General features: G+C 67.1%; 14 protein-coding genes. 6 read left to right on the top strand and 8 right to left on the bottom strand.

Annotation, left to right across the window (positions count from 1 at the left end):
* Positions 1–43: 43 nt before the first annotated feature.
* Both ACSQ9E_RS17540 and ACSQ9E_RS17535 read left to right on the top strand, forming a co-directional pair.
* Positions 44–1,036 (top strand): Bug family tripartite tricarboxylate transporter substrate binding protein, encoded by a 993-nt coding sequence (locus tag ACSQ9E_RS17540; RefSeq protein ID WP_436218649.1) that lies wholly within the window; start codon positions 44–46, stop codon positions 1,034–1,036.
* An 11-nt stretch (positions 1,037–1,047) separates the two neighbouring features.
* Positions 1,048–1,860 carry a class II aldolase/adducin family protein gene (locus ACSQ9E_RS17535; protein ID WP_436218648.1) on the top strand — a complete coding sequence of 271 codons (813 nt, stop codon included), beginning with the start codon at positions 1,048–1,050 and terminating at the stop codon, positions 1,858–1,860.
* A 67-nt stretch (positions 1,861–1,927) separates the two neighbouring features.
* Here the strand turns inward: ACSQ9E_RS17535 and ACSQ9E_RS17530 are convergent, their stop codons facing one another.
* The 5 genes from ACSQ9E_RS17530 to ACSQ9E_RS17510 form a co-directional block, all read right to left on the bottom strand.
* Entirely contained in the window at positions 1,928–2,905 is a 978-nt protein-coding gene (locus tag ACSQ9E_RS17530; RefSeq protein WP_436218647.1) for a PDR/VanB family oxidoreductase, read from the bottom strand.
* Between the two features lie 7 nt (positions 2,906–2,912).
* Positions 2,913–3,695 (bottom strand): SDR family NAD(P)-dependent oxidoreductase, encoded by a 783-nt coding sequence (locus ACSQ9E_RS17525; RefSeq protein WP_436218646.1) that lies wholly within the window; start codon positions 3,693–3,695, stop codon positions 2,913–2,915.
* Positions 3,696–3,699: 4 nt separating this feature from the next.
* Positions 3,700–4,686, bottom strand: coding sequence for a Bug family tripartite tricarboxylate transporter substrate binding protein (locus tag ACSQ9E_RS17520; protein WP_436218645.1), 987 nt, complete (start codon positions 4,684–4,686; stop codon positions 3,700–3,702).
* Positions 4,687–4,737: 51 nt separating this feature from the next.
* Positions 4,738–6,012: a Rieske 2Fe-2S domain-containing protein gene (locus ACSQ9E_RS17515; RefSeq protein ID WP_436218644.1), complete on the bottom strand. Its 1,275-nt coding sequence runs from the start codon at positions 6,010–6,012 to the stop codon at positions 4,738–4,740.
* Between the two features lie 308 nt (positions 6,013–6,320).
* Positions 6,321–7,115 carry a phosphodiesterase gene (locus ACSQ9E_RS17510; RefSeq protein WP_436218643.1) on the bottom strand — a complete coding sequence of 265 codons (795 nt, stop codon included), beginning with the start codon at positions 7,113–7,115 and terminating at the stop codon, positions 6,321–6,323.
* 255 nt (positions 7,116–7,370) lie between these two features.
* On the opposite strand from ACSQ9E_RS17510, the gene ACSQ9E_RS17505 reads away from it, so the two are divergent.
* From ACSQ9E_RS17505 to ACSQ9E_RS17490, 4 genes are all read left to right on the top strand, one after another.
* Positions 7,371–8,543 (top strand): HD-GYP domain-containing protein, encoded by a 1,173-nt coding sequence (locus ACSQ9E_RS17505; RefSeq protein ID WP_436218642.1) that lies wholly within the window; start codon positions 7,371–7,373, stop codon positions 8,541–8,543.
* Positions 8,544–8,633: 90 nt separating this feature from the next.
* Entirely contained in the window at positions 8,634–13,814 is a 5,181-nt protein-coding gene (locus ACSQ9E_RS17500; protein ID WP_057204697.1) for a PAS domain S-box protein, read from the top strand.
* Between the two features lie 21 nt (positions 13,815–13,835).
* Positions 13,836–15,368 carry a GAF domain-containing protein gene (locus tag ACSQ9E_RS17495; protein ID WP_057264382.1) on the top strand — a complete coding sequence of 511 codons (1,533 nt, stop codon included), beginning with the start codon at positions 13,836–13,838 and terminating at the stop codon, positions 15,366–15,368.
* Positions 15,365–16,972 carry an ATP-binding response regulator gene (locus ACSQ9E_RS17490; RefSeq protein ID WP_436218641.1) on the top strand — a complete coding sequence of 536 codons (1,608 nt, stop codon included), beginning with the start codon at positions 15,365–15,367 and terminating at the stop codon, positions 16,970–16,972. The genes ACSQ9E_RS17495 and ACSQ9E_RS17490 overlap by 4 nt, the downstream gene beginning before the upstream one ends.
* A gap of 99 nt (positions 16,973–17,071) precedes the next feature.
* On the opposite strand, the gene ACSQ9E_RS17485 is transcribed toward ACSQ9E_RS17490, so the two are convergent.
* From ACSQ9E_RS17485 to ACSQ9E_RS17475, 3 genes are read right to left on the bottom strand one after another with little or no spacing between them, the layout of a single operon-like run.
* Positions 17,072–19,207 (bottom strand): TonB-dependent receptor, encoded by a 2,136-nt coding sequence (locus tag ACSQ9E_RS17485; RefSeq protein WP_436218640.1) that lies wholly within the window; start codon positions 19,205–19,207, stop codon positions 17,072–17,074.
* Positions 19,204–20,625 (bottom strand): PepSY-associated TM helix domain-containing protein, encoded by a 1,422-nt coding sequence (locus tag ACSQ9E_RS17480; RefSeq protein ID WP_436218639.1) that lies wholly within the window; start codon positions 20,623–20,625, stop codon positions 19,204–19,206. The genes ACSQ9E_RS17485 and ACSQ9E_RS17480 overlap by 4 nt, the downstream gene beginning before the upstream one ends.
* Positions 20,625–22,658: a TonB-dependent receptor gene (locus tag ACSQ9E_RS17475; protein ID WP_436218638.1), complete on the bottom strand. Its 2,034-nt coding sequence runs from the start codon at positions 22,656–22,658 to the stop codon at positions 20,625–20,627. Before ACSQ9E_RS17475 ends, ACSQ9E_RS17480 begins: the two co-directional genes overlap by 1 nt.
* Positions 22,659–22,801: the final 143 nt, after the last annotated feature.

Genomic DNA, 22,801 nt, shown 5'->3' with positions numbered 1-22,801 from the left:
GACTCCACCGGACATTCCCCAAACAAGCATAAAAAGGAGACACATGACGCACGCAACCACCGGGCTCGGCCGAGCCACCCAGACCCTCCTGGCACTCACCTGCCTGGCCACTTCCATGGGCGCCTCCATGGGCGCCACCGCGGCGCAGTGGCCCGACAAGCCCATCACCATCATCGTGGGCTATGCGCCCGGGGGCGCCAACGACGTGATCGCGCGCTTCCTGGCCGAAAAGCTGCAGCCTGTGCTCAAGCAGACGGTCATCGTGGAGAACCGCGCCGGGGTCGCCTCCATCATCGGTGCCCAGGCCGTGGCGCGCGCCAAGCCCGATGGCTACACCCTGCTCATGGGCGCCAGCGGCCCCATGGTGTTCAACCACGCGCTGTATGCGAAGCTGCCCTACAAGCCCACGGACTTCGCGCCCATCTCGCTGACCGGCACCTTCCCCCTGGTGCTGATCGCCAACAAGGACGACCCGGCGCGCAACGTCAAGGAACTGGTGGAGGCCTCGATCCGCAACCCCGAGCGCTCCAACTACGGGGCCAGCGCGGCGTCGTTCCAGCTGATCACCGAGCTGTTCAACGAGGCCACGGGGGCGAAGTTCTCGCACATCGGCTACAAGGGCAGCATGGAGTCGGTGACGGCGGTGATGTCCAAGACGGTGTCCATGACCATCATCGACGCAGGCCCGGCGGCCACGGGCATCAACAGCGGCAAGGCCAAGCCCCTGGCGGTGACCTCCGCCGAGCGCATGAAGCAGTACCCCGACGTGCCGACGATGAAGGAACTGGGCATCGACGCCACCATCACGCTCTGGAGCGGCCTGTTCGCGCCGGCCAACACGCCGCCCGAGATCGTCAAGCGCCTGCATGCGGAGGTGGAGCGCATCGCGGCCACGCCGGAGGCCAGGCAGCGGCTGGAGGCCCTGGGGGTGACGCCCGTTGCTTCCAGCAGCCCGGCGCAGTTCTCCGAGCAGATCGACGGCGAGATCGTGCGCTGGAAAGAGGCCGCCCGGCGCAGCGGCGTGAAGGCCGATTGAAAGGCCAAGCGATGCCCGCCACCACCCAACCATCCACCCCCGAGGTGCTGCTGCAGGTCACCGGCACAGGCCTGAACTGGCCCACCCCGCCCGTCTTCACCAGCCAGGAGGACGAGCGGCTGCACCTCAAGCGGCGCCTGGCCGCAGGCTTTCGCATCTTCGCGATGCATGGCTTCGACGCGGGCATCGCGGGCCACATCAGTGCGCGCGACCCGATCCTCACGGACCACTTCTGGGTCAACCCCCTGGGCCTGCACTTCAGCCGCATCAAGGTGTCCGACCTGGTGCTCATCGACCACGACGGGCGTATCGTGCAGGGCAAGCACCCGGTGAATGCGGCGGCGTTCTCCATCCACTCGCGCATCCACTGCGCGCGGCCCGATGTGGTGGCGGCAGCGCACTCGCATTCGCGCTACGGTACGGCCTTTGCCTCGCTGGGCCGGCCGCTGCCGCCCATCACGCAGGAGGCCTGCGCGTTCTACGGCGACCATGCCGTCATGCAGGCCTATGGCGGCATTGCCAGCGAGCTGTCCGAAGGCGACCTCATCGCCCAGAGCCTGGGCCAGGGCAAGGCCGTGATCTGCCGCAGCCACGCGCACTTCACCGTGGGCCATTCGGTGGACGAGGCGGTCTTCTGGTTTTTGCGCATGGAGCGCGCCTTCGAGCAGTACCTGCTGGCCTGCGCGGTGGGTTCGCCCGTGGAGATCGACGCGGCCACGGCCGCCGCCACGGCGCGCCAGGTCGGCTCGCACCGCGCGGGTTGGTTCGCCATGCAGCCGCTGATGGACAAGGTGATTGCCGAGCAGCCAGAACTGCTGGATTGACGCTTGCCAACAAGGAACGCCGGCCGTTGCATTGCGCAACGGCCGGCGTTTGCATGGGTGGCGGTGTTCAGCAGTCGAGCACGAGGACTCCCGACTTGCAGCCCGAGACGCAGACCATCATCGACCGATTGGCCGCCTGCTCCTGTTTGCTCAGGATCAGGTCGCGGTGGTCCACATCGCCCGAGATGACCTTGACCTCGCAGGCGCCGCACACCCCCTCGCGGCAGCTGTACTCGGGGTTCATGCCGGCGTCGATCAGTGCGTCCAGCAGCGCGATGCCGGGCGCCACGTGCACGGTCTTGCCGGACTTGCGCAGCTCCACGGCATAGCCGTCCTGGGGCGTCTGGGGCGCGGCCAGCGGCGCGGCGGCAAAGCGCTCCAGGTGCACATGGGCCAGGCCCAGCTGTTCGCAGGCCTGCTCATAGGCATCCAGCAGGGGCAGGGGGCCGCAGCAGTAGAAGTGCGTGCCAGCGGGGTGGCCGGCCAGCAGGTGGGGCAGGTCGGCGCGCGTGCCGCGCTCGTCCTTGAAATGCCAGTCCACCGTGAGCCGGCCTTGGGAGGCGGCGGCGAGCGACTCGATCTCGGCCACGAAGGCCGCGCTCTGGCGGCTGCCCGCGCAGTAGATGAGGTGGGCCGGGCGCCCGAGCGCTGCCAGCCGCTGCTGCATGGCGTAGATGGGCGTGATGCCGATCCCGCCGGCCACTAGCACGCTGTAGGGCGCGGCTTCGTCGAGCGCGAAGTGGTTGCGCGGCCCGCCGATGGCGATCTGTCGGCCCACGCGCAGAGATTCGTGCACGAAGCGCGAGCCCCCGCGGCTGGCCTTGTCCAGCGCCACGGCCACCACGTAGCGGTGGCTTTCGCCGGGGTTGGTCAGCGAGTAGCTGCGCGTGAGGCCATCGGCCAGGTGCAGGTCGATGTGGGCACCGGCTTCGACCGCCTGCGCGAAGGCCGTGGCCGGCGCCAGCGGGCGCAGCTCCACGCTGACGGTGCCCGCCGCCTCGTACCGCAGCTGCTGAACGAATGCCTGAAGGGAGCTGGAGGACATGGCGCTCTCACATGATGTGCAGGCCACCGTCCACCATCAGCGTGGTGCCGGTGATGAACGAGGCTTCGCCGGATGCGAGCCAGAGGATGGGCCAGGCGATCTCTTCGGGCGATGCCCAGCGGCCGATCAGCGAGGTGTCCTTGCGCTCCACCTTGAGCTGCTCGACGCTCTTGCCCGCCCCCTGCGCGCGGCCGACGTGGAAGTCGGTCAGCGTGGAGCCGGGGCACACCGCGTTGGCGCGCACGCCGTGCGGGGCTTCCTCGAAGGCCAGGCTGCGCGTGTACGCCAGCTGGGCGGCCTTGGTCGCGTCGTACAGCGCCATGCCCTTGCGGCCCGTAACGGCGTAGCAGGATGACACGTTGACGATGCTGCCTATGCCCGCCTTGCGCAACGCCGGCAGGGCCGCGCGGCAGTAGTTCGACATGCCCACCAGGTTCACGCCCACCATGGCATGCCATTCGGCGGCAGTGGCGTCCGCAGCGGCGCTGTAGTTGCGCATGGCCGCGTTGTTCACCAGGATGTCGAGACCACCCCACAGCGTGGCGCACTGCTGCACGGCGGCCAGGGCGGCTGCCTCGTCGGCCACGTCGGCCGTGGCGCAGGCCAGGCGTGCGCCGGGCAGGGCCTCTTCGATGGCCGTTCGTGTGCGTTCGAGCGCCTCGCCGTTGGCGTCCACCAGCAGCACGGCGGCGCCTTCGCGGCAAAAGAGATGGGCGGCTGCGGCGCCGATGCCCGCGCCCGCACCAGTGATCAGGGCGGTGCGCCCTGCGAGTCGGAGTTCGTTGCGCATCGTCTTAGTCTGCTTTCGCGCCAGTGGCTTTGATGACCTTGCCCCAGCGCGTGATCTCGGTGGCGATCCAGTCGCTGAACTGTTTGGGCGTGCTGGCGACGACCTCGAACTCCATCTCCTGCAGGCGCTTGGTGATGTCGGGCGAGTTCAGTATGCGCACCATCGCCTGGTGGTAGCTGTTGACGATGGCCGGCGGCGTGTTTGCCGGCGCGAGCAGGCCGATCCACGACGTGGCCTCGAAATCCTTCAGGCCCGACTCGGCCAGCGTGGGGACGTCCGGCGTGCTCGGAAAGCGCTTGGGACCGGTGGAAGCCAGCAGCTTCAGGCGCCCCTCCTTGACGAAACCCTGCACATTGCCCGGCACGAAGAAGCCGGCCTGGATATTGCCCGCGATAAGGTCCGTGATGGCCGGGCCTGCGCCGCGGTAGGGCACGTGCGTCATCTGGAAGCCAGCGGCCGACTTCATCATCTCCATGGTCAGGTGCGAGGCGCTGCCCATGGCGACCGAGCCGTAGGCGTACTTCTTCGGGTCGGCCTTGGCCTTGGCGATGAAGTCCCGCACGTCGGTGATGCCGGTGTCCGGGTTCACCACCAGATACTGCGGCGACTTCACGGCCAGTGTGATGGGCGCCAGGTCCTTCTGCGGGTCATAGGGCATCTTGTCGAACAGCGTGGCGTTGATGGCCAGCGGCCCGTTGTAGCCGATCAGCAGGGTGTGGCCGTCCGGGGCCGCACGGCTCACTTCGGCGGCGCCGATGTTGCCGCCCGCGCCCGGCTTGTTCTCGACGAAGAAGGGCTGGCCCATCGCCTCCTGCAGCTTGGGCGCAATCATGCGCGCCAGCACGTCGTTGGTGCTGCCGGTGATGGGCACGACGATGCGCACCGGCTTGGTCGGGCGCCAGTCGGTGGCTGCGGCGGCCTGGGCCCAGGCAGAAGGGGCCGCGCAGGCCAGTAGCGCCAGGGTGGCGGCGAGTTTCATGGGGTTTTGCATCGCTGTCTCCGTTGTTGTCTATCGTGCGGGCGCCCCGCTGGGGCGCTTGGGTCAGAGGCTGAAGACCGGCTTCTTCGTGGCGTCGGCCAGTTCCTCGCGAGCCCAGGCCACGGGGTCCTGGTCCTTGGGCAGCAGCACGCCGGCAGGGCGCACGTGTTGTTCGCGGGCATCCAGGGCTGGGGGCGTCTGGCCCTGCTCCAGGCCGAGGGCCGCCTCGTGCAGCATGCGCCGGGCCATGACGATGGCCTTGTCGGTGGGCAGCAGCTTCTCGGCCTCGTGGTCCTGGATGGAACCCATGCTCTCCTGCAGCGAGTAGTCCTGCGCCGAGAATCCGAAGATGCCGCTGTAGGAGCGGTCCTCGCGCTGGGCCACGCGGTCCATGCCGTAGTCGTTGTCGCGGTTGGCCTTGGGGACGAAGCTGCCCGGCGCCTCGTACTCGACGTGGATGCCCTTGCCTTCCTCCATCGCAGTGCGCTCCTCGGCGGTGAGCGGGTGGGCAGGCTGCCAGTTGATGCTCCAGGCCCAGCAGCTGTGGTCGTCGATGGGCACCCACACATGGCCGCCCAGCGCGTGCTCGCCGAACGGCGCGATCAGCGTGAACCAGGGGAAGAGGTACTGCGTGATGCGCCAGTAGTACGAATCGGCCTCGCCGTTGCGCCGCCCGAACAGGCTCAGCCCGAAGGGGGTCTGCTCGATCTCGAACTTCACGTTGCCATCGGCCTTGATGTAGTCGAGCGCCTTCACGCCCTGGTGCATGGGGTCGGTGTCCACCTCGAAGCGGTGCACGTACGAGACGTGGGCCGTGTCGATGCCGCCTTCCATGGCCTGCAGCCAGTTGCTGTACTGCAGGCGCTTGGAGACGAACACATGCTCGGGCGGCAGGGTGCACCACTCCAGCTCGGGCGGCGCGGGCTGCAGGTCCGCCGGGCCCATGTAGGCCCAGACGATGCCGCCACGCTCCACACAGGGGTAGCCCTTGATGTGCATGCGCGAGCAGGCCTGGGGCGAGGAGGGCACGTCCACGCACTGGCCCTTGCCGTCGAACTTGACGCCGTGGTACGCGCAGCGGATGCCGTTCTCTTCGTTGCGCCCGAAGTAGAGCGACACGCCCCGGTGCGAGCAGAACTCGCCGATCAGGCAGGCCTGGCCGTCGGTGTTGCGAAAGGCGAGCAGCTTTTCGCCCAGCAGCTGCACGCGCACCTGCGGGCCATCGGGCTCGGGTATTTCGGCGCACGCCAGCGCGGGCACCCAGTAGCGGCGCATCAGGTTACCCATGCGCGTGCCGGGGGCTACGCGGGTGAGCGTTTCAGACATTTCCTTGTTCACAGTCGTCTCCGTGGGGTCGGTGGGTTGGAATAGATTGTTCGCGTGGTGAGATTTGTGTCCATTTTATGGATGATTTGATCTGTGTCAAATTTTTGGATAAGTGTCCATCAGGCGGATAGGCTCCTGCAGAGCTCCCTGCATGGCCGAAGGTGGGGTGTGGGGGAGCCGGCAGTGCTTTGCCCAGGGCATGGCGCGCTCTCCGGGCGACAAGGCCGCCGGTGCATGCCCTGTGCTCCGAAGGGCTTCGGCTTCAGTGCCTGCAGCCGTTTGCTTCGTTCGCAGGCTGGAGGCCTGGCGCGCCCAGCGGGCTACGCAAACGGGTAGGGCCCCTCGAAGCGCCCGATGTGGCTCAGGTGGCTGACCATGCCGCGCACCGGGTCCCACAGGTGCAGCAGGCAGCCCGCCGGGCCGACGACCGAGGCAGGTGCCGCATCCGGGCGCAGCTGCAGGCAGATCTCGGTGGTGGTGCTGGGCGCGGTGCACACCACCGTGCCGGCCCAGCGCCGCAGCATGCTGCGGTGCACATGGCCGCACAGCACGCGCTCCACCTGCGGATGGGCGCGCACCACCGCTTCAAGGCCGTCGGCGTCCATGCAGCGATAGGTATCCATGTAAGGGATGCCGCTCATGAAGGGCGGGTGGTGCAGCATGAGCAAGGTGGGCTTGTCGCGTGCTTCCGACAGGGTGGCGTCGAGCCATGCCAGTGCCGCCGCGTCCACCCGGCCATGGTGCCGCCCGGGGACGCACGAGTCCACCGCGATGATGCGCACGGGGTAGTCGTCCACGCAGAAATGCAGCGCCCCTGCGCGGGCCAGGTACGCCTGGTCGTGGAAGGCCGCTCGGAAGGCCTCGCGCTCGTCGTGGTTGCCGGCCATTGCCAGCCAGGGGATGGTGGTCGCGGCCAGCAGACGCCGCACTTCCTGGTACTCCGCAGGCCGGCCATGGTCCACCAGGTCGCCGGTCAGCACGATCAGGTCGGGCCGGCGGTCCAGCGCATGCAGGTGGGCCAGGGCATCAGCGAACAGGCGGTTGGAGTCCACCACGCCCTGGTAGAGCACGCCGGCTTCGCGCACATGGGGGTCTGAAAGCTGGGCGATGAGCATGTGGAAGATCGTGGCTGGTGCGGATGCGCTGGAGTGGCTGGCGTTGCACCCATGTGCCGGTGTGTCCGTATTGCGGAGTATGGGGAATGGACGCGTGCTGCTGAATACGGCCTAAGGCGTACGGAACATGGTGGCCCGCCGGTGTGCACCTTGGTACAACGCATACCGCGCGGATGGACAAGCGATGCTTGTCAAACCGGCAAGGGTAGGAGATAGTAGTGTCAGTGGAGTGCCTATAAATAAAGGGAGCGGGTGATGCCAGAACCATTGGGAGAAGCGTTGCGCCCACTGATACTTGCCGTCGATGATTCTTCCGATAATCTGTGGGTACTGTCCGGCCTGCTCAAGGACCAGTACCGCGTGAAGCTGGCAGGCTCGGGCGAAAAGGCCTTGCAGATTGCGCGCAGCACGCCCCCGCCCGACCTGATCCTGCTGGACGTGATGATGCCCGGCATGTCGGGCCACGAGGTGTGCCGCCAGCTCAAGAAGGCGCCCGCCACGCGCGACATTCCCATCATCTTCCTGACCGCCATGACGGGGACGGAGGACGAGAAAGTGGGGCTGGCGCTGGGCGCGGCCGATTTCATCACCAAGCCCATCAACCCGCCCATCGTGCTGGCGCGCGTGGCCACGCAGTTGCAGGCCAAGGCGGGCGCCGACTTCCTGCGCGACCAGAACCAGTTCCTGCAGACCGAGGTGCAAAAACGCACGCGCGAACTGGCTGCCATCCAGGACGTGACCATCCTGGCCATGGCCTCCCTGGCCGAAACCCGCGACAACGAGACCGGCAACCACATCCGCCGCACGCAGCACTACGTGCGGGCACTGGCCACGGCGCTGAAAGACCACCCCCGCTTCAGCGCGGCGCTGAGCGACCACGTGATCGACATGCTGTACAAGTCTGCGCCCCTGCACGACATCGGCAAGGTAGGCATCCCGGACCGGATTCTGCTCAAGCCCGGGCGCTTCGAGCCGCACGAGTTCGAGGTGATGAAGACGCACACGACCCTGGGCCGTGACGCGATACAGCACGCCGAGGACCAGCTGGGCATGCCGGTGGAGTTTTTGCAGTACGCCAAGGAGATCGCCTACGGCCACCAGGAGAAGTGGGACGGCAGCGGCTATCCGCAGGGCCTGGCGGGCGAGGCGATTCCGCTGTCGGCGCGCATCATGGCCGTGGCCGACGTTTACGACGCACTGATCAGCCGCCGTGTCTACAAGGAAGGCATGCCGCACGCAAAGGCGGTGGACATCATGCGCGAGGGCCGGGGTTCGCATTTCGACCCGGACATCCTGGACGCCTTCCTCGGCATGCTCGACGAGTTCCAGCGCATTGCGCAGAAGTTTGCCGACAGCGATGCGGACATGGCCGAGAAGGCCCGGCACCTGGAGCTGGCGACGACGCCGGCCAGCCCACCCACGCCCTGAGCATGGCCTGGTCCGTGCTCCATCCATGACAGCCACCGGCGGCCGGTCGCCGGGCCAGACTCCGCGCTGGTGCAGAGAGGAATGCGTTTCATGAATGCGCTTGTGCAGCACTACCACCGGTCTTCGCTGACCGCGAAGCTGGCATTTGCCTTCTTCGTCATCCTCGTCATGACCGCCGTGCTCAGCGTGCTGGGCATGCAGACGGTGGCCCGCGTCAATAACGACATCCAGGCCATGTACGAAAAGGACCTGCAGGGCATCTCCAACGCCCGCGCGATCCAGTTCCACTATGCCAGCATGGGCCGCTACCTGCGCAACGCCCTGCTCACCACGGAGGCGGCCGACCGGGCGCAGGCCCTGGAGAAGCTGGACCAATCGCACCGGGACATCTTGCGCGAGCTTGGCGAGCTGCGCGGGCGCATCATCCGCGAAGACAACACGCGCAACCTGCTGACCTTCGAGCAGAACTATGCGGTGTACCGCAAGAGCATCGAGCAGTTGCTGGAGCTTGCCAACCAAGGGCAACTGGAGGAGGCGCGAAGGCGGGCCGCCAGCCGCGAGTTCGGGGTGGTGGGCGACACCGTGGCGCAGTCGATGGAAGCCGTGGCTGCGACCAAAGAGGATGGAGCCCGCTCCACGCTCAGGTCGGTGCAGGAGCAGGCACAGCAGACGCGGCTGAACGGCGGCGTGCTGCTTGCCGGGGGGGCGCTGTTCAGCGTGCTCTTTGCATGGTTGATCGCTCGGTCCATCCGCGTGCCGGCCTTCGAGCTGCGCACGGCGGTGGAGCGCATTGCCGACGGTGACCTGCTGCAGGAGGTGCCCCATACCACGCACCGCAGCGACCTGGGCGCACTGGCGCGCGCCGTGGCCGTGCTGCAGCAGGGGGCCCGCGAGCTGGAGGTAGAGCGGTGGGTGAAGACGCACACGGCGTCCGTCTCGGCCGAATTGCAGTCGACCCGGTCCTTCGTGGAGCTGGCGCAGCGCTTTTTCGCACTCTCCGCACCGCTGCTGGACATAGGGCACGGGGTTCTCTATATCTACGAGAAGAACCAGCGCCGCCTGCGCTTGCTGACCGGCTTTGCCCACCGCGAACGCAAGTCGCTGGAGCAGTACATCCAGCTGGGCCAGGGCCTGGTGGGCCAGTGCGCGATGGAGCGCAACGCCATCACGCTCAGGCAGCCCCCTGCCGACTACGTACGCATCGGCTCGGCCCTGGGCGATGCTGCGCCCCGGTGCATCTGCGTGCTGCCGATCCAGCGCGGCGACGAGTTGCTGGGCGTTCTGGAGATCGCCAGCTTCGAGGCCTTCTCGCCCGCGCAGCAGGCCCTGCTCGACGCACTGATGCCCGCGCTGGCCGCCAACCTGGAGATCCTGGAGCGCAACGTGGCCACCCACCGGCTGCTGGAGGAGACGCAGGCGCAGGCGCAGACGCTGGAGCGGCAGGCCCATGAGCTGGCCGAGCAAAAGGATTCCATCGCCGCCACCGAGGCCTGGTACCACGGCATCATCGAATCCGCACCCGATGGCCTGATGGTCACGGACGAGCACGGCACGGTGATCATGGTCAACCCGCGCATGCTCGACCTGTTCGGCTATGCCGAGCACGAGCTGGTGGGCCAGCCCATGGAAATACTGGTGCCGTCCGCCATCCGCGGAAGGCACCCGGGCCTGCGCGAGGGCTTCCTGGCGGTCGGGCTGCCGCGCAACATGGGGGGCAACAATTCCAGCCTGAAAGGCGTGCGCAAGGATGGCAGCGAGTTTCCGGTGGAGGTCGGCCTGTCGCGCCTGCCGGCCATTGGTGGCCATGGCGTCTGCGTATGCGCCTCCGTGCGCGACGTGACCGATCGCAACCGGGTGGAGCAGGAAGTGCGCAACAGCCAGCGCCAGATCCGCACCCTGGTGGACGGCATCGGCTCCATCATCACCCTCAAGGACCGCGAAGGCCGCTACCAGTTGCTGAACGCCACCTACGCGAAATACGTGGGTGTCAGTGAGCAGGAGGTCCTGGGGAAAAGCGCGTACGACCTGTGGCCCAAGGAGATGGCGGACAAGATCGTCGCGGTGGAGAATCGGGTGCTGAACGGGGGCGAGGCCATCACCTACGAGGAGATCATCCCCACGGCCGATGGCTCGGAGCAGCGCTCGTTCATGACCACCAAGACACCGCTGGTCAACGAGGCCGGGGAGATCTATGGCATCTGCGGCATCGCCACCGACATCACCGAGCACAAGAAGTCCCAGGAGGCCATGCGCCTGGCCAATGCCGAGCAGACCGCCATGTTCGAGGCCACCACGCTGGGCATCGCCTTCATCAGGGACCGCGTGGTCGTGCGCGGAAACAGCCAGCTCGACGCCCTGTTCGGCACCGGGCAGCTGGGCCAGTCCCCGCGTGCCTGGTATGCGTCCGACGAAACCTTCGACCTGGTCATCAGCGAAATCTACGAGCAATTGTCCCGCGGCGAAAAGCACCACCGCGAGGAGGAACTGGTGCGTGCCGATGGCACGCGCTTCTGGTGCCAGCTCAGCGGCGCGGCCATCGACCCGGGCGACCTGGGCAAGGGCACGGTGTGGATGCTGCTGGACGTGACCGGGCGCAAGGAGGCCCAGCAGGAAGTGCAGCGCAGCCGCCAGTTCATGGAGGCCGTGCTGGAAAACATCAACTCCGCCATCTACGTCAAGGATGTGCAGGGCGCCTACACCTACGTGAACTCCGACTGGGAGCGTGCGACCGGCCTGGCGCGGGCACGGGTGCTGGGGCACTCGGCCATCGAGGTGGACCCGTCCGGGCGCGGTCAGTCCTACCATGCGCTGGACATGCAGGCCCTGGAGGCGGGGCAGCTCATGGTCACCGAGGAGGTGGCGGGCGAGGATGGCGAAGAGCGCCACTTCCAGGTCACCAAGGTGCCGATGCGCCAGGGCGACGAGATCTCGGGCCTGTGCAGCATTGCCTTCGACGTGACGGACCGCAAGAAGTCGGAAGAGGACATCCGGCGCGCCAAGGAGATGGCGGAGGACGCAACCCGGGCCAAGAGCGAGTTCCTGGCCAACATGAGCCACGAGATCCGCACGCCGATGAACGCCATCATCGGCATGTCGCACCTGGCCCTGCAGACGGCGCTGGACAACAAGCAGCGCAACTACATCGAGAAGGTCAACCGGGCGGCCGAAAGCCTGCTGGGCATCATCAACGACATCCTCGACTTCTCCAAGATCGAAGCCGGCAAGATGTCCATGGAGCAGGTCGACTTCCGCCTGGAGGATGTGCTGGACCACGTGGCCAACCTGATCGGCATGAAGGCCGAGGACAAGGGCCTGGAGCTGCTGTTCAGCACCGCGGACGACGTGCCCACCGCGCTGGTCGGCGATCCGCTGCGCCTGGGCCAGATCCTGGCCAACCTGGGCAGCAATGCCGTGAAGTTCGCGGAGCAGGGGGAGATTGTGCTGGGGATCGAGCTGGCCGGCCAGCAGGGCGAGCCAGGTGGTGACGTCGAGCTGCACTTCTGGGTCAAGGACTCGGGCATCGGCATGACGCCCGAGCAGTGCGCCCGGTTGTTCCAGTCGTTCAGCCAGGCCGACAGCTCCACTACCCGCCGCTATGGGGGCACGGGCCTTGGCCTGGCGATCTCCAAGACCCTGGTGGAGTTGATGAAAGGCCGCATCTGGGTGGAGAGCACCGAGGGGCAGGGCTCGACCTTCCACTTCCATGTGCACTTTGGCCTGCAGGCGCAGCCCATGCCCCGGCGCATGTTCGATGCCAATGAACTGCTGGGCCTGAGAGTCCTGGTGGTGGATGACAACGCCGCAGCCCGGGAGATCCTGTCGACCATGGCGCGCCGTTTCGGCCTGGAGGTGGACATGGCCCGCGATGGCGAGGAAGGGCTGCGCATGGTGGAGGGCGCCGACAGCCGCTCGCTCGCCTACGACCTGGTGCTGATGGACTGGAAGATGCCGCGCATGGACGGCGCCGAGACCGTGCGCCGGATGCAGGCGCTCAAGGGGGGCGCGGCCCCGGCGGTGATCATGGTGACCGCCTTCGGCCGCGAAGAGGCCATGAACGCGGTGCACAGCCGGGGCGCGCGGGTGAACGCGGTGCTCACCAAGCCGGTCACGGCCTCGACCCTGCTCGAGGCCGTGGGCGAGGCGCTGGGCCGCGGGCGCCTGGTGTCCGACCGGGTGACGACCCGGGCCCAGGGGCAGACCGAGCACCTGCAGCAGCTCAAGGGCGCGCGCGTGCTGCTGGTCGAAGACAACGCGCTGAACCAGGAGCTTGCCATGGAGCTGCTGCGCCAGGCCGGCATGGAGGTGGTGCTGGCCAACAACGGCCAGGAGGCGCTAGACCTGCTCGCTGCGGACCCCAAGTTCGATGGCGTGCTGATGGACTGCCAGATGCCGGTGATGGACGGCTACACGGCCACCCGCCACCTGCGCTCGCTGCCGCAGTTCGCCGACCTGCCCATCATCGCCATGACGGCCAACGCCATGGCCGGTGACCGGGAGAAGGTGATCGAGGCCGGCATGGTGGACCACATCCCCAAGCCCCTGCGGGTGGAGGAAATGTTTGCCTGCATGGCGCGCTGGATCAAGCCTGCCGCGCCTGCCCTGGTGCAGGGCAGTCCTCTGCGCCCGACCGCCAAAGCGGCCGATCCAGACCTGCCGCAATTGCCCGGCGTGGACCAGGCCGTCGGGCTCGGCATCGTTCAGAACGACCGGCGCCTGTACCGCCGCCTGCTGGGCATGTTCCTCGAAGAATACACGGGCTTCGAGCAGGCCATGGCCGACGCCGTGCAGCAGGGCGACTGGCCGCTGGCCACGCGGCTGGCCCACACCCTCAAGGGCGCTGCGGGCACCATCGGTGCCAGGCCGCTCGCATCGGCCGCGGGGGCGCTGGAGGCCGAAGGCGCCCACGAGGCGCGTGCGCCGGTGGCCGGGGAGCTGCTGGCCGAGCTGGGGGTGCTGCTGCGCCCGCTGATCGAGGCGCTGCAGGCGTCCGGCCTGGACAGCGGGGCCAGCACCGCACAGGCCGTGCCGGCACCTGCCCCGGCCGTGGCGCGCTCTGCCGAGGCCGAAGCCTTGCTGGTGCGCCTGCGCAAGCTGCTGGGGGACAGCGACGCCGACGCGGGCGACGTGCTGGAGGCCCTGGTGTCACGGCTGGCGGCGGACGGCGACCCGCTTGCCGATGCCCTGTCTGCCGTGAACCGGGCCATCGAGCGCATCGATTTCGACCGTGCCCTGGAGGCGCTGGGGGCCCTGGCCCCCGCGCACCCTGGCTGAACGCCGCCGAAGGCCCCGCGCATGCTGCGATCCATCGCCTGGTTACTGGTTCTCACGCTGGCAGCGGGCAGCGCCTTCGGCCGCACGCTGGAGGAGATCGAGCGCAGCCGCGAGCTGCGCATCTGCGTGGCGGGATCCAGCGCCGACTACTACCGGGCGAATGGCGAAGACTTTGCCCGCTATCTGGGGGTTGAGGCCCGCACGGTGACGCTTGCGCAATGGGACCAGCAGTTCCACAACGCGCAGGGCGTGACTGTGCAGGGCGAGCGCTACGAAGCCGCGCCGCTGGCCACCGGCAAGTGCGACCTGTACCCCAACGATCTGCACATCACCGACTGGCGCAAGACCAAGATGACCCTGGTGCCGTACTTCGCGACGCGCAATGTCGTCGTCGCGCGGCCGGAGATGCGCTCCGTTCTGCGCAGCGAGGCCGATCTTGGCGGGCGCAAGGCATCGGTCCAGGCCGGGACGGCCTACGAAGCCTGGCTACAGGGATTCAACGCCGGCCTGGGGGAAAGCGCGCCCGTCGCCATTGAGACCGCCCCCACCGCCAAGTCCATGCAGGCCGTGGCGCAGCGCCGTGCCGATTTCACCGTGATCGCGGCCGAATCGGCATTCCACTGGGTGCGCAACGACCTCGACAACCTGGACATGCTGTTTCCGGTGGGCGACGCCACCGCGGCGGGCTGGGGCATCGCCTTCGCCGCACCCGACCTGGAGCGGGCGCTGCAGCGTTATTTCGACGACAGCCGGCGGGTGGGGTCGCCGCTCGATCAGTCTTGGCGCCGCAAGTACGGTGTGTCGTTGATGGAGTACCAGCTGTTCTCCGCGTCTTTCGACCGCAGCGGAAAGTGGCACGAGCGGTGGGTGACCTGGGGCATCCCCGGGGGCGCTGCCCTGGCCGGTGTGCTGCTGGCGATGCTTTTCTGGGCCACGCGGCTGCGGCGCGAGGCGGGCCGGCACCAGCTGACGCTCAAGGCCCTGCAGCAGAGCCACGACCAGTTGACCCGCGATGCCAACCGGCGGCGCGCCGTGTCGGACCTGCTGCTGGCGCTGCAGCAGGTGGACACGCTGGCGGCCTTTGCGCGCATCGTGCTGCGGGAACTGGCGCGGCAACTGCCCATGGGGCAGGCGCTGATGGTGCTGGTGGACGAAGACCTCGGCGTGCGGGCGCTGGCCCACTATGCGGGAGCGGGGCCGACGGCGGAGCAGACCCTGTCGCAATGGCCGACGACGGCCGGCATGGTCGAGCGCTGTGCCGCCACGGGCGAGCCCGTGCTCATCGACGCGCCGGGGGCGGACTACCTGCGCATCCAGTCGGGCCTGGGGCATTGCAGTCCCGCCGCGATCTACCTGCTGCCCATCAGGCATGCGGGGCGCGTCTCGGCCATCATCGAGCTGGCCTTGACCGAGGCGTTCAGCCAGGAGCACCGTCTGTTGCTGATGGACATGGAGCCCATCGTGGCCGTGGGCATTCAGCGTTTTGTGGGTGAAGACGCCGCAGGGGCTGCTGCCGGCCCTGCCCGGCACGTTGAGGAGGTGCAGGCACCATGAGCCATTTCACGGTTTCCAATGCGTCGACCATCGGCCAGGGCGCGCGCTGCCTGGTGGTGGACGATTTCGAGGCCATGCGCAAGGTCACCATCAACCAGCTGCGGCAGATGGGGGTGGAGCGCATCGAGTCCGCGCGCAACGGGGCCGAGGCCCTGCGCCTGCTCAAGGGCCAGCACTTCGACGTGGTGCTGTCGGACTGGAACATGCCCGTGATGACGGGCGTGGAGCTGCTGCAGGCCATGCGTGCGGACGAAAAGCTGTTTGCCATCCCCTTCGTGCTGATCACCGCCGAGGCGGAGCGCAAGCGGGTGGAGGAGGCCATCGCGCTCGGGGTCACCTCCATGCTGCTCAAGCCCTACTCGCCCAAACAGCTGGCGCAGCGCCTGGAGAAGGCCTTGCAGTGGAAGCCGCGCGGCCCTGGCAACTTCGCGGGGGAGGAACTGCCCGCGCAGGCCGTGCCTGCAGACGGCTCTGCCGGTGCGCCATCGGCCGAGCCGCAGGAAGCACCCCGCCCGACGATACTGATCGTGGACGACACGCCCGACAACCTGCTGCTGCTGTCGCAGCTGTTCAAGGGTGAGTACCGGGTGCGGCTGGCGCAGACCGGCGCCAAGGCGATGGAGGTGCTGACCTCCAACGACCCTCCCGACCTCGTGCTGCTGGACATCATGATGCCCGGAATGGATGGCTTCGAGGTGGCCCGGCTGATGCGTGAGCACCCCACGTCCGAGACCATTCCCATCATCTTCGTCACAGCCATGGCATCGGCCGATGCGCGCATCCGGGGGCTCGACCTGGGGGCGGTGGACTTCATCACCAAGCCCATCGATCCCGAAACGCTCAAGCCGCGCGTGCGCAATTTCATGCGCTACGTGCAGCTGCGCAAGGACCTGCAGGCCGATTTCGACAGCATGGTCGAGACCGCCCAGCTGCGCGAGGATGTCGAGCGCATCACCCGGCACGACATCAAGGCGCCTCTGGCTGGGGCGCTGGGCCTGGTGCAGGCGCTGATAGAGGACGACTCGGTCGGGCGCCGCCAGGTCGAGCAGCTGCGCCTGATGGAAGAGAGCGTGATGCAGGTGCTCAACATGATCAACCTGTCGTCCGAGCTGTACAAGATCGAATCGGGCCGCTTCGTGCTGCATGCGCAGCCCGTGCGCATCGGCGAGCTGCTGCGCCGCATTGCCGAGATGAACCGCGTGACCTTTGCCGAGAAGGGGCTGTCCATCGCGGTGGACACGGACGTGGCCGTGGGGGCAGAGCCACCCCTGGCGCTGGCGGATGCGACCCTGTGCTACTCGGTCTTCCAGAACCTGCTGAAGAACGCCTGCGAAGCCGCACCGGCCGACTCCCGGGTGTCCGTGCAGCTGCAGGACCAGGACCCCTTGCGCATCGCCATCAGCAACACAGGCGCCGTGCCGGCGGGCATCCGCAGCCGTTTCTTCGACAAGTTCGTGACCTCGGGCAAGGCCGATGGCACGGGCCTGGGCACCTACTCGGCGCGGCTGCTGGTGCAGGCCCAGCACGGCAGCATCGAACTCGATGTATCGGACGAGTCCAACACGACGCGGATCACCGTGGTGCTGCCGCGGGCGGGGGATTGAGCATCCTGGGGACTGTCACAGTCCATTGCGGGGGGCATGCCGCGCACTCGGTCGATTTCCCCGCAGCCGGTGCTTGCGGCACCGGCTGCGCAAGGATGCTCAGAACCGGTACAAGGTCGACAACTGCACATTGCGCCCCTGTGCGGGCGTCACCCACCGCGCCACATGCAGGTGGCTGGAGACGTAGTAGGCCTTGTCGGTGAGGTTGCGCACGGCCAGTTGCACTTCCACCGATTGACCGCCACCCAGCGGCTTCTTCCAGGTCTGGGTGAGGTCCAACCGCGCATAGCCCGGCAAGGTGACCGTATTGGCGCGGTCGGCGTAGCGCGCACTCTGCACGTAGACACCGGCGCCGGTCACCCACTTGGCATCCGAGGCAATGTCCCATTGGTACTCGCCCCACAGGCTCAGGGCATGTGGCGCGACGTTGGGCGCTGTCTTGCCGGCCAGCAGGGAGTTGGACAGCACCTGCGCGCGCGTGTATGCGTAGGCGGCCCGCACCGTCATGCGTTGGCTGACCTCGCCTGTCAGGGATGCTTCCAGGCCCCGTGACCGCCCGGTGCCATCGACTGTGAAGTCGAAGTTGTTGAGCGGTGTGCTCTGGTCGGCGGAGATCATGTGGCTCTGGTCCAGCTGGAACAAGGCCAGGTCAGACGTCAGCCGGCCGCCCTGCCACAGTGATTTCCATCCGACTTCCAGTTGCCGTGAGCGCCGCGATGGCAGCGACTGGTTGGTCGATGACGACACCTGGTTGGGCGCCATGCCCTTGGCCCAGTTGGCATAGAGGCTGTCGCTGTCGGACAGCCTGCGCAAGATGCCCAACTTGGGCGAGAGCGCGGATTCTTCGACGGCCCGCGTGCCTGCCGCGCCATAGAGAAACTCTTGTCTGGTGTAGCGCAGCCCGGCCACGAAGGTCCAGGCCCCCAGGTTGATCGTGTCCTGCACGGACGCCGCCACGCTTCGGAGGCTCTGTGTCGTCAGCCCGCCGGCTGCCAGACTATTCCATGCCGGTATGTTGACCTGCCCGAAAACCGGGTTGAACACGTTGATGGACGGGCTTGCGGAGGCGGGAACCAGGAGCGATGGCTGGTCGAGCGTTTCGCGGTAATAGTCCAGGCCGAAGAACAGCTGGTGCTTGGCCGCGCCCGTCGCTTGCCGGCTCGTCAAAGAGACTGCGGCCGAGTCGATCCGGCGGTCCGTGCCGGGCTCCACGGCAGCGCCGCGCGCAAAGGTTCCAGACGGCGTAGCTGGCGTGACCGCGAGCGGGTTGCCGTTCAGGAAGCTCTTGACCGACGTGGAATCTGCCCACAAGTGCGTGAGATCCACGTTGAGCCGGGTATCGGCGGACAGGGCCACATCGCCGTGCAGATCGACGATGCGCGTGTTGGTGGTCGAGTCCATGCCCGGCTCACCGAACTGGCGGTCGCGCGGCACGTTCACAGGCCGGTCGCCCAGGGACGGTATGCCGTAGTCGGGCTGGTAGCGTTGGTTGATGACCTCGGCGCCTGCCCGCAGGTGGTAGCGGTTGCCGTCGCTCTTGGCAATGCCCAGCTTCAAGCCTTCGAGCTTGTCGGGCACATGCCGCCATTCACTGCTGTCTGATTTGGTCAGCACCAGACGGGCCGCCAGCTCCTGCTCTTGCGACAGCACGCGATTGATATCGGCCGACAACTCCAGAGCGCCCGAAGTGCCGATGCTGGCGGCGGCCGACCCGAAGTTGGCCAGGCGGGGCGGCTTGGTCACGAGGTTCACCGTGCCGCCAGGTTCGCTGCGCACTCCGAGCGCAGCGCCCGGGCCGCGCAGCACATCGATGGATTCGACGAAGGCGGACGCAAACGGGTAGTTGGACAGCCGCACCCCATCGCGCAGGATGCGGCTTGAGCCCGTGCCGCTGTCCATGATGGCGCCGCGCAGGGTGAAGAACTGGGTGTGTGAGCCGTTGAACCCCGAATCGGCCTGCACACCGGGGATGTTGCGCAGGGCTTCCTGCAAGGTGGTTCCGCCCTGTGCGCGCAGCACATCAACCGGCAGGCTGGACGCCGAGAACGGCGTGTCCATGGTCGAGGCGGCCGACCCCGTTGCGAGGTTGCCCGCACGCAGGATTTCAGGGAGTGCGGATTCGCGCACCACCACCGGGGGCAAGGTGCTGCCAGGTTGGGCCTGGCCTTGTGCGAGAGCCATGTGGGAGGTGGCCGCCGCGACGGACCAGGTCAGTGCCTTGATGGTTGCATTCATTTGAAGTTATCCCGAAAGAAGAAATCCAGCGTGAGCATCACCAGCAGCGATGCCCCCACCAGAGGAAATAACGCACCACCGATAGCCAGCAGCGCAGCGATGCCGCCCAGCGTGCGGCGGTCCGAGGGCAGCGGCGGAACGCCGAGGCCACCCGTGGGGCGCCGCTTCCACCACATCACGCCTGCGCTGATGCACAGCAGCACGATGCCTGCGCAAGCGATCAGCAGAACGGCCTGGTTGGGCACCCCGAACTCCTGGCCCAGGTGGACGTTGATACCCCACTCCAGCCACCGGGCCAATGGGCCGTAATCGCTGTAACGCATGTCCAGAAGGACCTTGCCGCTGTACTGGTCGATGTGGACCACGCGCTGCAGCGACAGATCGTGCGGGTAGGCAGATGCCGTGTACACGCCGGTCGCACCTCGGGGCGGGTTCACGGTGTATCCGGCCGCCATGCCCAACTGCTGGAACCGGCCGACGGCGGCATCCAGACCCAGCGCAGGGTGCATTGCATCTGGGCCAGGAATGGGGCGCGGATCGTCAGCGGGTGGGTGAGAGTCTTGCCCTGCGTGTTCCTCATGCCCGGGTGCGGAAGACAGGGGTACCCTTGCGTGCTCCAAGGACCATGGCGTCGCTGCACCCTCCTTGAGACGTATTTCCGACATGGGGACCTGCACCCGTACACCGGCCGGATAGCCGAAGTTGTGCCCATTGGCCCACTGGTTGACTTTGGCACCCCAGAGCACCGACCACGGCATGCCCGTGATTGCCAGGAAGACCACTGCGACCCCAACGAATACGCCGGTCATCGCGTGCAGGTCGCGCCAGAAAACGCGCTGAGCAGGCCTGCCCCGCACGGCCAGCGCAGAGTGCTTGACCGAGCGCGGCCACCAAAGATACAGGCCTGTCAGCACCAGCAGGATGGACCAGCCCGCTGCGATCTCGATGGCGCCCCGTGCGATGGGGCCGAAATACTTCAGGCTGTGCAGCTTGCGGATGGTCCACGCCACGCTGCCCCCTTCCGGCAGCGTGCCCAGCACCTGGCGGCTGTAGGGGTTGACGAACACCGAGAGCTGTTCACCCCCGGGCGTTGTGATGCCCACCTCCGCCGCCTCTTGAACCGACGCGGCCTGCGTGTACTTGCGCAGCGTACCGGGATGGGATGCGAGTGCCGTAGCCACCAGCGCGCTGGCGGGCGCAGGGTGAGCCGGTGTCGGGTCGACGTACTTCAACCCATGGTGGAAGTAGCCATCGATCTCTGCCTTGAAGACGAACAGCCCCCCGGTCACCGCCAGCCAAATCAGAAAAGGCAGCACCAGCAGTCCGGCGTAGAAATGCCAGCGCCACACTGCGCGGTACCAACTGCTGGCGGCAGCGCTTCGCGATACCGGGGCGCCCGCAGGGGCTGCGGCGGCCATCAGAATTTCACGCCCAGGCTGGCGTAGAACGCCCGGCCATCGCCCGGCGAGTACCCTGACGAGCCGCTGTCGTACCAGGCGTAGACGTATTTGCGGTTGGTGATGTTCTTCACCTGCAGGTTGACATCCATCGAGGGCGAAACGCGATAGGTGGCGCCCAGGTTCAGCAGCGCATATTTGCCGATGCGCCCCAGGGCATTCGTGCGCTCCAGGTAGTAGTCGCCCTGCGCATTCACCCAGCCGGAAAGCTTGAGCTGTTCGCTGGCCTGGTAATCCACGCCGGCCGACACAAGGTAATGCGGCACGTTCTCGATCTCCTTGCCCTGGGTGGCGGGCGCACTGGGGTCCGGGGCGGTGATGCGGGCGACTTGGTGGGAGTAGGCCACCCACGCCGTGGTGCCGGCGGCCGGGCGCGCATTGAGCTGGATGTCGTAGCCCTTGCGCAGCGTTTTGCCCACGTTGCCCAGGCCCCCGGCATCGGGCAGGCCGTCAACGCCCAACACGCGGGCGACTTCACCCGAGGCGCGTTGCTCCCAGTACGCCACACGCCCATCAAGCCAGGGGGCAGGACTGAACTTGACCCCGGCTTCCCAGCCGTCATTGATCGAGGGCTTGAGGTTGCGCGCCTGTGTGCGATAGGCGTCGATACCAGAGCCGATCTGGAAGGTGCGCCCCCAGTTGCCGTACACGCTGGCCTGCGAGTTCAACGCGTAGGCCACGCTGATCTTGGGCTGCTTGATGAGGCCATAGTCATGCGTCGCAGCCATAGTGCCTGCAAGCCGGTCCGCGAAATTGCCGTCCACATGGTCTACGCGGATTGCCGGGACGATCTTGAGTTGTGGCACCGGCCGGATAACGGCCTGCAGGTAGGCGCCCTGGGTGTTCAGGTCAAAGTCCCAATCGCGAAACTGGGACGTGCGTACGCGCTCGGTGGTGCGGTACCGTTGCCCGACGTTGTCCTGCCACTGTGCGTCGAGGCCGCCCTCCAGCGTGAACTCGTGGGCCCAGTCGACCTTGGGCCGCCAGGTCAGTGTCGTGAGGGCGCCGCGTTGCTGCTCGTCGTTGTAGCGCTCCTGTTGCACGCCTGCGGCAGAAAAGCGCACCCAGCGCTGGTTCTCGTACTGGTTGGCGTAGACCTTGCTCGACCAGGACAAGGTGTCGCTGAGCTCGCCGTCCAGGTGCAAGCCCAGTTGCCCGGTCTCCCGCTCCCCCCGGTCAGCCGATGCATACGCGGGTGAGCTGCGCGGCGCATTCATCGCCTGCTCATAGGTGAGGTAGCCCGACTCCAGGGCCTTGTTGCGGTAGTAGCGCGCGGTCAGCCCTGCGCGCCAGCGGCTGTCGTCGCTGGTGTAGAACCATTTGCCGGACAGTGCGAGTTTTTTGGCATCGGCATGCTCGCGGTAGCCGTCCGAATCGCGGTAGGCAAGCATGTAGTTCTGGCTCCAGTTCCCGCTCTCGATGCCTTTGGCGATCTGCACTTCCTTGGTGCCGAAGCTGCCGAGTGTCAGCGAGGCCCGGCCCCCGTTGCCGCCACTGCGCGTCAGTACATTGGCATTGCCCGCGATGTTGTTCAGGCCATGGCGCGGGTCATTGGTCCCACGGACGATCTCGACCGCCTCGATGTCCAGCGGGAAGACTGCGTCCAGGAAGGGCATGCCTCCTGCGTTGTCATTGCTGGGGATTCCGTCGATCAACAGCTTGACTGCGTTGATCCGCCCTTCGCCATTGAAGCCGCGAAACGAGAACCGGCCTGCGTCCGTGCCTTGCTTGAACTGGGTGACCTGCACGCCGGGAGCCCGCGAGAACAATTCCCAGCTGTAGTCGACATGCTGGTCCTGGACCAGGCTTGCGCCCAGGATGTCCACGGAGCTGAAGACGCTGCGCGCGGGCATCGGGCCCGTGGCGCTCGCTTTGATATCGACGGTACCCAGCGTCAGGGTTGAGTCCTGCTCTGCGTTGGCGGTCTGTGCGTGCGCCTGGTTGGCGCACGCCAGGGCGATCAGTGAATAGGAGAAAAGCAGAGAGCGTGACATGGAGCGATCAGATGCCATTCAAGGGCATTTGGGTAGATAAAAACGCCTGCCAGGCGAAGGGCCCATGGGTTGCGCCAGCACCATTGAGGTGCCTTGGACGTGCTGGCTATGGACTGAAACACCTTGGGTTGGCAGGCAAAAAG

It is taken from the genome of Acidovorax sp. LjRoot118, assembly GCF_964253575.1.
In the GTDB taxonomy this organism is placed as follows: domain Bacteria; phylum Pseudomonadota; class Gammaproteobacteria; order Burkholderiales; family Burkholderiaceae_C; genus Acidovorax.
This window is presented reverse-complemented; position numbering and strand designations above follow the sequence as displayed.

Bases quoted from the DNA above. Each gene is read 5' to 3' on its own strand.
- ACSQ9E_RS17540 (WP_436218649.1), top strand. From the start codon at position 44: ATGACGCACGCAACCACCGGGCTCGGCCGAGCCACCCAGACCCTCCTG.
- ACSQ9E_RS17535 (WP_436218648.1), top strand. From the start codon at position 1,048: ATGCCCGCCACCACCCAACCATCCACCCCCGAGGTGCTGCTGCAGGTC.
- ACSQ9E_RS17530 (WP_436218647.1), bottom strand. From the start codon at position 2,905: ATGTCCTCCAGCTCCCTTCAGGCATTCGTTCAGCAGCTGCGGTACGAG.
- ACSQ9E_RS17525 (WP_436218646.1), bottom strand. From the start codon at position 3,695: ATGCGCAACGAACTCCGACTCGCAGGGCGCACCGCCCTGATCACTGGT.
- ACSQ9E_RS17520 (WP_436218645.1), bottom strand. From the start codon at position 4,686: ATGCAAAACCCCATGAAACTCGCCGCCACCCTGGCGCTACTGGCCTGC.
- ACSQ9E_RS17510 (WP_436218643.1), bottom strand. From the start codon at position 7,115: ATGCTCATCGCCCAGCTTTCAGACCCCCATGTGCGCGAAGCCGGCGTG.
- ACSQ9E_RS17505 (WP_436218642.1), top strand. From the start codon at position 7,371: ATGCCAGAACCATTGGGAGAAGCGTTGCGCCCACTGATACTTGCCGTC.
- ACSQ9E_RS17500 (WP_057204697.1), top strand. From the start codon at position 8,634: ATGAATGCGCTTGTGCAGCACTACCACCGGTCTTCGCTGACCGCGAAG.
- ACSQ9E_RS17495 (WP_057264382.1), top strand. From the start codon at position 13,836: ATGCTGCGATCCATCGCCTGGTTACTGGTTCTCACGCTGGCAGCGGGC.
- ACSQ9E_RS17490 (WP_436218641.1), top strand. From the start codon at position 15,365: ATGAGCCATTTCACGGTTTCCAATGCGTCGACCATCGGCCAGGGCGCG.
- ACSQ9E_RS17485 (WP_436218640.1), bottom strand. From the start codon at position 19,207: ATGAATGCAACCATCAAGGCACTGACCTGGTCCGTCGCGGCGGCCACC.
- ACSQ9E_RS17480 (WP_436218639.1), bottom strand. From the start codon at position 20,625: ATGGCCGCCGCAGCCCCTGCGGGCGCCCCGGTATCGCGAAGCGCTGCC.
- ACSQ9E_RS17475 (WP_436218638.1), bottom strand. From the start codon at position 22,658: ATGTCACGCTCTCTGCTTTTCTCCTATTCACTGATCGCCCTGGCGTGC.